Origin of the sequence: Plantactinospora alkalitolerans (assembly GCF_015690345.1) — a bacterium.
Classification (GTDB): domain Bacteria; phylum Actinomycetota; class Actinomycetes; order Mycobacteriales; family Micromonosporaceae; genus Plantactinospora; species Plantactinospora alkalitolerans.
Genome location: NZ_JADPUN010000254.1, coordinates 1 through 12011, shown reverse-complemented (window position 1 = coordinate 12011; position 12011 = coordinate 1). Strand labels below are relative to the sequence as shown.

The window sequence follows — 12011 nt, the reverse complement described above, 5'->3', positions numbered from 1 at the left end:
GGTCGGGTTCTAGAACAGCGTTCTAGAACCCGACCGCCATACTAGACTCCGCCGCATGACTGGTGTGTGGCTGCGACCCCAACGGCCGTCCCGGAGCGGACCACCGCTGCACCGGGACCGGATCGTCACGGCGGCGGTGGAACTGCTGGACCGGGAGGGCGTCGGCGGGCTGACCATGCGGCGGCTGGCGGAGCACCTGGACGCCGGTCCCACCACGCTCTACTGGCACGTGGCCACCAAGGACGACGTCGTCGACCTGGCCCTGGACCACATCTTCGGCGAGGTACGGCTACCTGACGGGTCGGCCGGAGACGCCGGGTCGGATCGGGACTGGCGGGTCGACGTCGAGGGTCTGCTGCTCGACTGGCGGGCGGCGATGCTGCGCCATCCATGGTCGGCGGCACTGCTCGGCCGGCCGATGCTCGGCCCGAACGTGCTGACCCGGACGGAGTTCCTCCAGGCGGCACTCCAGCGCTCCGGGCTGGTGGAGCCGGACCTCGGCGCGGCCACGCACGCCCTGGCCAACTACGTGATCGGGTCCGCCGTCACGCTGTCGTCGTGGCAGCGCCTCGACGCACCGGAGCCCCGGGAGGCCGCCCGGGACCACCTCGCCACCCAACGGGACCGCTATCCCACGCTCGTCGACACCGGACATCTGGACGACCGGGACTGGGAGGACACCTTCCGGCGCGGGCTGACGTACCTGCTCGACGGGCTGCCGACGCGTACCTGAGCCCTCGCTCGTCAGCGGCGGCGTACCAGCCGGCGCAGGCGGGCGGTGACCCGGCCCGGGGTGACCGGCACCACGGAGATCATGAGTCGACCGGAGCTGTCCCGGGTTGGCGTGATCACGTAGAGCCGGGCGCCGCGACGGCGTACCAGTGGCACCGCACCGGCCAGGCGGGGCGCGCGGACGGCGGCCGCCCCGGCCGCGCCGTTGGCGTTCGTCGCACCCGGGGCGCGGTCCGGCTCGAACGTCCCCACCTGCGCGGATACGATCCGGCGCTGCCCGGTCGGGTCGCTGGCGGCGAGCAGGTCCGCCGCGCTGAACCTGATCCGTACGGTGGTTCCGGCGGTACCGGTGGCGATGATCCGGGTATCGGCCGGGATCTCCTCCGCGCTCACCGTCAGCGGATCGGCGCCGACGGCCGCGAGCTGCGGCACCGGGGTGTGCGCGGTGATGGTCAGCACGCGTTGGCCGAGGTCGTCGTCCTCCCAGGCCAGGCCGGTGGCGTCGAGCTTGGCCGCCCAGTCCGGGACCGAGGTGACGTCGAAACAGGCGTCCGGCAGGTGCCGCTCGGGGTCGCGGAATCCCGGGTACGCCGCGTACCGCCGCGAGCCGTCGACGACGGTACGGGGCACCCCGCCCTCGGCGTCCTGCCGGATCACCGCGAGCAGGTCGTCGAGGGTGCCGTCCCGGGTCAACGCCAGCCGGATCCGGGTCTCCGGGCCCAGCCGGTCGGCGATGTCGTCGCTGAGGTGCTCGGCCACCAGCCGCCCGATTCCGTCGTGCACGAGCTGCTGGGTGGCCCGGTCGAGTTGGAGGAGGTCGTCCTCGACGAGCCCCGCGATCTCGTGGTCGAACCGGTACGCCAGCACCGCGTCCCGCTGCTTGCCGGGCTCGATCAACCCGGCCACGAACGCCACGTTGGCCTCGACGGTCCGCAGCCGCCGGGCGTGCCGGCTGAGGTAGGTGATGTTGGTGGCGCTGAACCGCCGTACGGCGAAGTAGAAGTCGTAGTCGGCGAGCACCGAGATCCGCCGGGCCCGGTAGCAGGCCTGGAGGGTGAACGGCAGGTCGCTGCCGATCGGCAGGTCCTCGGGGTAGCGGATGCGGTACCGCTCCAGCATGTCCCGGCGGAACAGCTTCGTGTTGGCCAGCGAGCGCGGCAGCGGAGAGTCGAAGAGGCTGATCTCGACCTCGTTGCGGGCGAAGATGTCCTGGTAGATGTGCCGGCTGTGCACGCCGACGACCTTGCCCAGCACCACGTCCGAGTCGTACGCGTCCGCCGCGGTGACCAGCCGGTGCAGGGCCTCGGGGCCGAGGTGGTCGTCGGAGCCGACGAAGAAGACGTACCGGCCGGTGGCGACGTCCAGGGCCCGGTTGCACGGGCCCGCCGGACCACCCGAGTTGGCCTGGTGGATGACGGTGAAGAGGTCCGGATGACGCGCCGCGAAGCGGTCCAGTTCCCGGCCGCTGCGGTCGGTCGAGCCGTCGTCCACCGCGATGATCTGCATCCGGGCCGGTCCGATGGTCTGCCCGACCAGTGAGGTCAGGCACCGGGTCAGGTACGGCATGGTGTTGTAGACCGGCACCACCACGCTGACATCCGGCGTTTCCATTGGCCGCTGGCCTCCATTACCCTCAAATTCACCTGCCCGATTCCTCGAATTCACCAATTCGATTTCCCGGACGCCGATCGAATCCCCGGCGAGTGTACGGCAATCGTCCGATCCTGAACCCGGGCACAGGTATCCCAGCTCAGCGGTGGTTCGGTGGTCGCCGCCAGGGACACCGTACGGCAGGCTCCCGCCTTTCGAATGTACGCGCATTCGCCGCTGCGAATTAACCCGCGTTCCGCGTCCGGCCAATACTGTTTTCGCCGGTAGTGCTTGATCGCACCGCGAAATACACCCCTCGTTTTCATGTCTGAGTTAGCGGGTCTTCATGTCCTCTACACCTAGCGTCAGCGTGGTGATTCCCACCCGTAACCGGCCGGTGCTGGTGACCCGGGCTGTCCGGAGCGTGCTGGCGCAGACCCTGGACGACATCGAGGTTCTCGTCGTGGTCGACGGGCCGGACGACGCCACCTGCGACACGCTCGCGGCGATCGGCGACACCCGGCTGCGCGTGCTCGCCCTGCCGGAGTCCGGCGGAGCGCCGAACGCCCGCAACGTCGGTGTCCGTGCCGCCCGCGCACCGTGGACGGCACTGCTCGACGACGACGACGAGTGGCTTCCCGAGAAGCTCGCGATCCAGCTCGACCTGGCGCGCGACGCCCGGGTCCCGATGCCGATCGTCGCGAGTCGACTGGTCAACCGCACCCCGCGCGCCGAGTTCGTGATGCCCCGCCGGCTACCGGCGCCGGGCGAGCCGCTCAGCGAGTACCTCACCGTGCGCCGTGGACTGTTCCACGGTGACGGCTTCATCCAGACCTCGACGATCATGGCACCGACCGAACTGCTCCGCCGGGTTCCGTTCACCGTCGGCCTGCGCCGGCTACAGGAACTCGACTGGACCCTGCGGGCGCTGAGCCACGACGACGTGGACCTCGTCTTCGCCGCCGAGCCGCTCGTACTCTGGCACCAGGACGAGGACCGGCCCAGGATCACCTTCGACACGTCGTGGCAGGAGCAGTTCGAGTGGCTTCGGCGGAGCCGTCCGCTGCTCACGCCACGGGCGTACGCGGCGCTCACGATGAGCGTGATCAGCTCCATGGCGGCACCGACCCGGAGCGCGACGGTGTTCCGTACCCTGCTCCGCGAGGCCCGGCAGCACGGCCGACCGGGAGTGTACGACTACCTGGCGTTCGCCCAGATCTGGCTGATCCCGCCGCAACTGCGACGCAGCCTGCGGGACCGGGTCCTGAAGCGTCCGGGTGCCAACCGTGCCGCCGGCCGGGCCGGTGCGGTCGTCCAGGAGCGGCACCGCGTCGCGACCGGGCAGGCGGGCGGGATCGGCGGGTGAGTACGTCGTCCCCGCACCACCGGCCCGGACCGCAGCCGGGCGTCGTGATCTGGCGTAGCGGAATGCTCGCCGCCTCCGAAACGTTCATCCGGAACCAGGGCACTGCGCTGACGCGCTGGCAGCCGACCTTCCTCGGCGCCACCAGGGTTCCCTCGGCGATCGCCGCCGACACCGACGTGGTCGCCTATCCCGACACCCCGGCGGGCCGGCGGGCCTTCCTGCGGCTCCGGCTGACCGGGGAGTCGCCGAGACTGACGAACCTGCTGGCCGGGCTGCGTCCGGCGCTGGTGCACGCCCACTTCGGCAACGACGGTTGGCTCGTCAGCGGCTCGGCGCGGCGGCTCGGCGTACCGCTGGTCGTCACCCTGCACGGCTACGACGTGACGCGGCAGCCCGACACCTCGGGCGTACGGGGCGTCCGGTACCGGCGCAACCTGCGTCAGGTGTTCGATCGGGCCACCCTCCTGCTCGCCGTCTCCGGGTTCATCCGGGACCGGGCGGTGGCGCTCGGTGCGGATCCCGCCAAGGTGCTGGTGCACCACACCGGCGTTCCGATCCCGGCCGCCCCGTCGACCGCCACGCCCGCCGGGCCGAAGCAGTGGGATCTCGTCTTCGTCGGCCGGTTCGTCGAGAAGAAGGGCGTCGACGATCTGATCGAGGCCGTCGGAATGCTGCCGGACCGACGGCCACGGTTGCTCCTGATCGGCTCGGGTCCGCTGGAGCAACCGATGCGCGAGCGGGCCGCCGCACTGGGCCTTTCCGCGACGTTCCTCGGTGCGCAGCAACCGGCGGCGGTGGCCCGGCATCTGGCCGAGTCGAGGATCTTCGTCTCGCCGTCGAGGACCGCGTCGGACGGGGACTCCGAGGGGCTGCCGACGACGATTCTGGAGGCGTCGAGCCTGGGCCTGCCGACGGTCTCGACGTACCACAGCGGTATTCCCGAGGCGGTGCTGCACGGCGAGACGGGTCTGCTCGGGGCCGAAGGCGACCGGCCGGCGCTCGCCGGCAGCATCGCGCGGCTCCTCGTCGACGACGAGCTACGGACCCGACTGGGCCGCCAGGCGCGGCGGCACGTGGTGGAGAACTTCGACCTCCGGAAGCAGACCTGCCTGCTCGAGTCGCTGTACGAGACCGTCGCCGGTCGGGCCGGACTGCCGGTTCCGGACCAGCCGGGCCACCCGGACAGCGCGTTGCCGGCCGGCAGGTAGCCGGAGCCGGCAGGTAGCGGCAGCCCGGCCCGGATCAGTGGGTGGCGGTGGCGGCGGCGGGTTCGACGGTGGCGGCCAACAGCGCGCCGCGGGACCGCCGGACCTGCCGGATCCCGTCCACGGTGAACACCACCAGGGCCAGCCAGACCAGTGCGAAGCCGGCCAGCCGGGCCGGCGGCATCGGCTCGTGGAAGACCAGTACGCCGAAGCCGAGCTGGAGGATCGGTGCCAGGTACTGCAACATGCCCAGCCCGGTCAGCGGAAGCCGGTTCGCCGCGCCCGCGAAGAGCAGTAGCGGGATCGCGGTGGCGGCACCGGCCAGCACCAGCAGCGCGGTGTGTCCGGCGGAGACCTGGCCGAAGGTGGAGTCGGATCGCCAGGTGAGCCAGCCGAGGTAGCCGAGCGCGGGCAGCGCGAGCACGGCCGACTCGACGAACATGCCCTCGGCGGCGGGCAGCCCGAGCCGCTTCTTCACCAGGCTGTAGCCGCCGAAGCTGAGCGCCAGGGTGAGGGCCAGATACGGCAGCCGGCCGTAGTCGACCGCCAGCACCGCCACCGCCACGCCGCCGATGCCGAGCGCGACCCACTGGCCGACCCGCAGCCGCTCGCCGAGCACGGTGACCCCGAGCAGGACGACGACGAGCGGGTTGATGAAGTAGCCCAGCGCGGTCTCGACGACCCGCTCCGAGTTCACGCCGTAGATGTAGGTGCCCCAGTTGACCGCGATCAGCGTGGCGGCGAGGACGACCCCGGCGAGCGCGGCCGGCCGGCGGTGCAGGCTCCGCAGGAAACCCCAGTTGCGGGCCGCCGCCAGCACCAGCGTGACGAAAACCACCGACCAGACCACCCGGTGGGCCAGGATCTCGATCGGCCCGGCCGGCTTGAGCAGCCTGATGTAGAGCGGAAAGAAACCCCACAGGGTGTACGCGCCGAGCCCGTAGAGGTATCCGCGCCGCACCTGGTTCATGACCCAACCGTAAGGGCTCCTCCGGGATCGGGCCCCTTTCCCGTGAGCGGGGTCACCTGCGACTTCCGCTGGTCCAGCTCCATCCAGAGGGTTGGATCGGCCAACGGAGCGAAGCCCACCGGCGTGTACACGCCGTGCGCGTCCAGGGTGGCGAGCAGGATCCGCCGTACGCCCCGGTCGGCCAGGTCGTCCCGGATGGCACCGACAAGCCAGCGGCCCAGCCCGTGACCCCGCCGCGCCGGGTCGACGTACACGTCGCAGAGCCAGGCGAAGGTCGCCCCGTCCGTCACCACCCGGGCGAACGCCACCTGGGGTCCGCCGTCCGGTGCGTACACCCCGTAGACCGTGGAGCCGTCGATCGCCCGCAGCAGCATGTCCCGGGGGCGGCCCAGCGCCCAGTAGGCGTCGGTGGAGAGCCAGTGGTGCACGCGGTCGAGGTCCAGGCGGAGGCGGTCGCCGGAGAGTTCGTATCCGTCGTCTCGTTTCATGGACAGCACTCGACGACGTTATCTCCGGCCGGTCCGGTGACCCCGAGCCAATTCTCGACAAGTGGCATCGGGCCGGAGCCGGCGGCGGCCCAGGATGCGGGCCGCCGCGTCTCGGAACCGGGCGGACCGGGGTCGGAACCGGGCCGCCCGGGTTCAGAACCGGGCCGGCGGACCGATCAACTGGGTCTCGATCGGCGTGGCCGAGAGCAGCGCCCAGCGCAGCACCCGGCGGTTGATCACCCCGACCATGTCGGCCCGGATCCGGGTCAGCCAGTCGGCCGAGTCCCCGAGCCCGAGCGCCATGCCGGCGAGCTGGGCCTCGTGCGGCCGGAGCGGTTGCAGCACCACCAGGTCGGCACGGGAGACGGCGTCGACGTCGACCGGGGCCAACTCGTCCCGGACCACGAGGCTGGCCTGCCAGCCCGGTCCCGGCTGCGAATCGGCGGCGACCGGTCCGACGTCGACCACGACCAGCAACGGCTGCAACTGGGTGCCGGGCGCACCGCCGACCGGGCGGCCCGGCGGGATGACCGCGATCGGCGCCCCCGGTCCGCTGGCGCCCCGGACGAACGGCTCCCAGGCGCGCGGCCGGGCGGTCTGTACGACGATCCGGGCGCCGAGCGCCATCGCCCGCAGCGCGATGAGCTGTGCGGCCCGGACGCCGCCGATCAGGACCACCCGGGTGGTCTCGGCGCGGAACAGCCGGGCGACGACCGCCGAGCCGTGCCGGTTGGCGCCGATCATCAATCCCGCCGAGCCGATCGGCAGGTCGAGCGCGTCCACGGAGGACGCCGGCAGGGTGGTGGCCGGTGCCGGCGCGGTCGGCCCGGCGCCCAGCACCCCCAGGGGCAGGGTGGCCGCGACACCGTCGAGTTGTTCGCCGTCGAGCCGTCGGGCCCCGGCGTGCTCCGCCGAGAGCATCCGGCGCAGGGCCTGGACGGCGGTGTTCAGCGCGGGTGCGGTGTTCGCGGCCAGCCGTACCGTCATGTCCACCCGGATGTTGTCGGTGCCGGCGCCCGCCCACGGCCCGGCGCTGACCGACACCGTGGTCGCCGTGGCCGGCAGCGCGAGGAGTCGGGGCACGAACCGGCGCCCGGCCTCGGTCCGCAGGTCCGGCCAGCGACGCAGCCGGAAGGTGGTCTGTACCAACCCACCGAGCTGTACGCCCTGCCAGTTCTCCCGGCCCGGCTGCACGCCGTCGTGGTGCACCGTCTCCGCCAGTACCCCGAGCGCGGCGCGTTCGCCGAGCGCCCGGGTCGGTACCGGGGTGAGACGGCGGCGCACCTTGCGTACCGCGCTGGACAGGGCCCGGCGCAGGTCCTCATCGGACCAGCCGTCGGCGCGCAGCACCCGGACGGCGAGCAGCGCCCGCTCGTGCCCGAGCAGCCGCCCGTCGGTGAGCTGCCGGTACGAGGTGGCGGGCGTGCCGCCGCCGGCGCTCAACGTCGGTGCCGGCGCACCGGTCAGAAGCAGTTGGACCCGCATCGGCGGCGTCTCCGCGCTCGGTGCCGGAAGCAGGCTGGCCGGGGAGAGCAGCGCCTGCGAGGCGTCGGTGAGCATGCCGACCTGGTCGCCCAGCTCCAGCACCGCGGTCAGTCCGTAGGCGTCGCTGATCAGGGACGCCGCGTCCCCGGCCAGATCGGCGGGTACCACCGTGGCACCGGGGTTGACCAGGTCGAGCAGGGCCTCCGGTGCGGCCGACGCCGGCAGGTTCCGCCCTCGGGCGGAGTACCGCAGGCCGATGCCGATCCACTCGAACAACCAGCGTCGACGCAGTCGGATCCAGGTCAGCAGCACCACCACGGCGGCGACCAGCGCGGCTCCGACCATCGCGAGTGGCCCGTAGTCGGAGGCGGCGATCAGCAGCGCGATCGCCACCTGTGCCGCCACGATCTGACCCGCCCGTACGCCGAGCAGGCCGGAACGGGTCGGCGTGGACGAAGCCGGCAGTGGCGCCGGTACCGACCGGTCGATCCGGCTGCCTCCGGGCACGACGGACCGGGCCCTGTTGTCTGCCGCAGTTACCGTCACCGCGATAGCCTCCCCTGGATGGGCGTCGCCCGTGGGCCCGCCCCCCGCAATTCGCTCAGGGGCCTATCGTATGGGCCGGACCAACCGGAGAGGGGGCCCGCATGCCATCGCGGCAGGACCAGTTGCACTCGTACCAGTTCATGGTCCAGCGAGTGGTGGGCGCGCTGGTGATGCGCGAGACCGATCCCGCGCAGTCGCCGTTCCGGCGTGCGGCCGGTGCGACGCTCGCCAGCGTGCTGATCGCGCTGATCGCGGTGGGTGGCTCGGTGGTGGTCGGCGTGTTCCTCGGTGGTGGTGCCACCAAGTGGAAGAACCAGTCGGCGGTGATCGTCGAGAAGGAGTCGGGCGCGCAGTACGTCTACTACGAGAACAAGCTGCATCCGGTGCTCAACTACGCGTCCGCGCTGCTCATCCTCAACAGCTCCGGACCGAAGACCGTCTCGGTGTCGCGCAAGTCGCTGGAGGGCGAGCCGCGCGGCGTGCTGCTGGGCATCCGGGACCTGCCCGAGTCGCTACCCCCGACCAACCGTCTTCTCGGCGGCGGGTGGACGGTCTGTTCCGCCGAGCGTTCCGACGCCAACCCGCGGTCGACGCTGCTGATCGGGAAATCGGCGCCCGGCGGGCGGTCGCTGGGCGACGAGGGTGTGCTCGCCCAGCATCCCAACGGGGAGCTGTACCTGCTCTGGCACAACCGCCGGTACAAGATCCGGGACGTGTCGCTGGTGCTCGACGCGCTGACCTGGGGCGGCGAGCGGAAGTTGGCGGTGGCGCCGGCCCTGCTCAACGCGCTGCCCGCCGGGGCGGACCTGAAGCGGATAGACATCCCCGATGCGGGGCAGGATTCCGACGAGGTGCCCGGTGCCAAGATCGGCGAGGTGTTCGTGGTGAACCGTCAGGGCGGCGGCGGCCAGTACGTCGTGGCCAAGCGGGACGGCCTCTACAACATCACCGAGTTGCAGGCCAACCTGTTGCTCACCGACCTCAAGTTGCAGGGCGACGCCACAAACATGTCCCAGGGTAACTTCGGGTCCGCCCGCAAGCAGGGCGACCTGGTGCCGGTGGACGACGCGGCGGCGCCCGCGACCACCCCCAAGATTGCGACGACCGAGGGCGGCGTGGTCTGCGGCGACGTGCCGGACGACCGTGGGGTGCAGAACATCAGGGTCGGTGCGGATCTGTCCAAAATAGCCGATCCGCCCCCGACCACCGCACAGTCGCCACAGGGCGGTGCGCTCGCCGACCAGGTGGTGCTGGAGGCCGGCCGGGGCGTGGTGGTCGAGGCCGCGGCCGCGCCGGGAGCCACCGGCGGCGCGATCTCGGTCATCACCGATCAGGGGCGGCGTCATCCGGTGACGAGCGCCGAGGTGCTGGGCAATCTGGGGTACGCCAGCGCCAAACGGGTACGGATGCCGGCGAATCTGGTGTCGCTCATTCCGCAGGGACCCGCCTTGGACCCCGAGAAGGCGCGCAATCCGGCGTCCTCGGGATAAGCGGTGGTGGGTGAGGGGCAGACTTCGCCAGAATCGATCGGCAGCCGTCGGTGGCGACCGATTCGTGGCTCTGGCGGCACGGTTTGTCCACAGGGCGGCCGAGGGGGTATCCAAGCCTTGCCCCGGCCCGCTACCGTCGGCTACGGGAGTAATTTGCCATGCTGTGCCGCACCCCTCAGAGGGGGCGGACGCGACCGAGGTGTCCACAATGGGCGCCTCGGGGTTTACAACGAGTGAGGGAGCGGGGTGACTTCCGGGGTGTCTCAGACGCAGGCAGAAGCAGCAGTGATGCAGCAGACCGCCCAGAAGTTCGAGCAGGTCGACCAGTCGTTGCAAAGCATGCTCACCAGCTTGATGAGTGAGCTCGAGGTGCTGCAGACCGCGTGGAAGGGCGCTGGTGGCCGCTCGTTCGAGCAGGTCAAGCAGCAGTGGCGGCAGGACCAGGAAACGATCCACCGTGCGCTGCGCGAAACCGCTACCGCGATCCGTACCTCCGGTACGCAGTACGACGCGTCCGACACCGAGGCGTCGAGCCGGATGTCGGCCACCAACACCGGCGGCCTTTCACTGCCGCTCTGATCCTCCGGGGAGGGAAGATCCGATGGGTGACGGCCTTCTTGTCGTCAATTTCGCCGCGCTGCAGCAGGCAAGCGCGGACATCCAAAAGGCGCTGAACACGCTCGACTCTCAGCTGGACCAGCTGGAGTCGGACGCGGCTCCGCTCGTCTCCACCTGGGAAGGCGAGGCCAAGGAGGCGTACGCGGTTCGGCAGGCGAAGTGGCGCCAGGCGTCGATGGACCTGCAGAACATGCTGCGGGACATCAAGATGGCGCTGGACGAGTCCGCCGCGGACTACGTGAGCACGGAAAAGAAGAACACCGGCCTGTTCCAGTAGGGCCGTCTCGCATCATCCAGGTTGCCCCGGGCCGCCACGCTTCCCGCGTGGCGCCCCGGGGCACCTGCTTCTGTCCGCACCCTGTGCCACTTCCCGCCGGGATGCGGCCGGGTCGGGGCGGGACGGTGGTTACGCCGGACCGGCGGGGCGCCAGCGGCGGCGTGAGCCGCGCGGCAGCACGACGGCGAGCAGCACGGCGACCACGGCGACGGCACCGGCGAGGCCGGCGACCCACAGCGCCCGCTCCTGGGTGACCGAGCGACGCTCCGCTCGTGCGACCTCCTCCGGATCGACCCGGTACGGCGGAAGCCCCGCCGCCGCGGCGCGCCGGGCCGGTGCCGCCGTCTCGGTGACCGCTCGATACGGGTTGAGGATCCCGGCGCCGTAGGCGTCGTGGTCGGTACCCGGCGCCGGATCGGTGGTGGCGAGGAGGCGTTGGGCCACCTGACGCGCGTTTAGGTCCGGCCAGTACTGCCGGATCAGTGCGGCGGTGCCGGCCACGAACGGGGCGGCGAAACTGGTGCCGTTGTCTTCCTTGTGTCCCCGCTCCGGCGTAGCCACCAGCACCTTCGCGCCCGGGGCGACCAGGTCGACCCAGGGTCCCCGCTGGGAGAAGGGCGAGACCTGGCCGGCCTCGTCGACCGAACCGACCCCGATCACCCCCTCGTACGCCGTCGGGTACGGCGTGGGGTTGCCCTCCGCGTTCTGGTTGCCGGCGGCACCCACCACCACGACGTCCTCGTCGAGGGCGTACTCGATGGCGCTCTTCAGCGCGGGGTCGTCCTTGTAGAAGACGACCGAGAGGTTGATCACGTCCGCGCCGTTGTCTACCGCCCACCGGATGGAGTCGGCGAACTTCGCGGCACCCACGTACCTGCCCGATTCCTTGCCGCCGATGACCCTCTGTTCGCTGACCCGGACCGGCAGGATCTTCACCTGCGGTGCGAGCCCGCGGAAGCCGACACCTCGGGTGGGGCCCGCCGCGATGATGCTCGCCACCCCGGTGCCGTGACTGACACAGTCCCGGGTCCCGTCGAGACCGGCATCGAGGTAGTCCCGCCCGGGGATGACCCGCCCCTTCAGTTGGGGATGCGTGTTGTCGACGCCGGAGTCGATCACCGCGACTGTCACCCGGGCGCCGGTGGCCAGCGGGGCGAGCCGTTCCAGGCCGTACCGCCGCTGGGCCCAGGGCACGGCGGCGACGGGCTTGGGCGGCGGGTTGTTGTCGTCACAACCGGCCGGCG

11 protein-coding genes are annotated in these 12011 nt (G+C 71.5%); 6 read left to right on the top strand and 5 right to left on the bottom strand.

Annotated elements, in window-relative coordinates; genetic code table 11:
• Window positions 1-55: 55 nt before the first annotated feature.
• Complete coding sequence (locus I0C86_RS28765; RefSeq protein ID WP_196204441.1) at window positions 56-733, top strand: TetR/AcrR family transcriptional regulator; 678 nt, start codon at window positions 56-58, stop codon at window positions 731-733.
• A gap of 11 nt (window positions 734-744) precedes the next feature.
• On the opposite strand, the gene I0C86_RS28760 is transcribed toward I0C86_RS28765, so the two are convergent.
• Window positions 745-2343, bottom strand: coding sequence for a glycosyltransferase family 2 protein (locus I0C86_RS28760; protein ID WP_196204440.1), 1599 nt, complete (start codon window positions 2341-2343; stop codon window positions 745-747).
• A 325-nt stretch (window positions 2344-2668) separates the two neighbouring features.
• On the opposite strand from I0C86_RS28760, the gene I0C86_RS28755 reads away from it, so the two are divergent.
• On the top strand, window positions 2669-3688 hold the full coding sequence (locus I0C86_RS28755) for a glycosyltransferase family 2 protein (RefSeq protein ID WP_196204439.1): 1020 nt from the start codon (window positions 2669-2671) through the stop codon (window positions 3686-3688).
• Window positions 3685-4896, top strand: coding sequence for a glycosyltransferase (locus tag I0C86_RS28750; protein ID WP_323373896.1), 1212 nt, complete (start codon window positions 3685-3687; stop codon window positions 4894-4896). The genes I0C86_RS28755 and I0C86_RS28750 overlap by 4 nt, the downstream gene beginning before the upstream one ends.
• Before the next feature lie 34 nt (window positions 4897-4930).
• Here the strand turns inward: I0C86_RS28750 and rarD are convergent, their stop codons facing one another.
• The 3 genes from rarD to eccE all read right to left on the bottom strand — a co-directional run bounded on the left by rarD (window position 4931) and on the right by eccE (window position 8382).
• Window positions 4931-5863, bottom strand: coding sequence for an EamA family transporter RarD (gene rarD, locus I0C86_RS28745; RefSeq protein ID WP_196204438.1), 933 nt, complete (start codon window positions 5861-5863; stop codon window positions 4931-4933).
• Window positions 5860-6360: a GNAT family N-acetyltransferase gene (locus tag I0C86_RS28740; protein ID WP_196204437.1), complete on the bottom strand. Its 501-nt coding sequence runs from the start codon at window positions 6358-6360 to the stop codon at window positions 5860-5862. The genes rarD and I0C86_RS28740 overlap by 4 nt, the downstream gene beginning before the upstream one ends.
• A gap of 144 nt (window positions 6361-6504) precedes the next feature.
• The gene (gene eccE / locus I0C86_RS28735; RefSeq protein ID WP_323373895.1) at window positions 6505-8382 is read right to left on the bottom strand and encodes a type VII secretion protein EccE; all 1878 of its coding nucleotides are present in this window, start codon (window positions 8380-8382) and stop codon (window positions 6505-6507) included.
• Window positions 8383-8483: 101 nt separating this feature from the next.
• Between eccE and eccB the strand changes: the two genes are divergently transcribed.
• From eccB to I0C86_RS28720, 3 genes are all read left to right on the top strand, one after another.
• Window positions 8484-9872 carry a type VII secretion protein EccB gene (eccB, locus tag I0C86_RS28730; RefSeq protein ID WP_196204436.1) on the top strand — a complete coding sequence of 463 codons (1389 nt, stop codon included), beginning with the start codon at window positions 8484-8486 and terminating at the stop codon, window positions 9870-9872.
• Window positions 9873-10130: 258 nt separating this feature from the next.
• Window positions 10131-10451, top strand: coding sequence for a WXG100 family type VII secretion target (locus I0C86_RS28725; RefSeq protein WP_196204435.1), 321 nt, complete (start codon window positions 10131-10133; stop codon window positions 10449-10451).
• 22 nt (window positions 10452-10473) lie between these two features.
• Window positions 10474-10767: a WXG100 family type VII secretion target gene (locus I0C86_RS28720; RefSeq protein WP_192765786.1), complete on the top strand. Its 294-nt coding sequence runs from the start codon at window positions 10474-10476 to the stop codon at window positions 10765-10767.
• Between the two features lie 129 nt (window positions 10768-10896).
• On the opposite strand, the gene mycP is transcribed toward I0C86_RS28720, so the two are convergent.
• Window positions 10897-12011, bottom strand: a 1115-nt coding sequence (mycP, locus tag I0C86_RS28715) for a type VII secretion-associated serine protease mycosin (protein WP_196204434.1), incomplete at its 5' end; no start/stop codon positions are given.

What these genes read in the sequence shown, in the direction of transcription:
- I0C86_RS28760 (WP_196204440.1), bottom strand. Translation starts at nt 2,343, where the DNA reads ATGGAAACGCCGGATGTCAGCGTGGTGGTGCCGGTCTACAACACCATG.
- I0C86_RS28755 (WP_196204439.1), top strand. Translation starts at nt 2,669, where the DNA reads ATGTCCTCTACACCTAGCGTCAGCGTGGTGATTCCCACCCGTAACCGG.
- I0C86_RS28720 (WP_192765786.1), top strand. Translation starts at nt 10,474, where the DNA reads ATGGGTGACGGCCTTCTTGTCGTCAATTTCGCCGCGCTGCAGCAGGCA.
- I0C86_RS28765 (WP_196204441.1), top strand. Translation starts at nt 56, where the DNA reads ATGACTGGTGTGTGGCTGCGACCCCAACGGCCGTCCCGGAGCGGACCA.
- eccB (WP_196204436.1), top strand. Translation starts at nt 8,484, where the DNA reads ATGCCATCGCGGCAGGACCAGTTGCACTCGTACCAGTTCATGGTCCAG.
- rarD (WP_196204438.1), bottom strand. Translation starts at nt 5,863, where the DNA reads ATGAACCAGGTGCGGCGCGGATACCTCTACGGGCTCGGCGCGTACACC.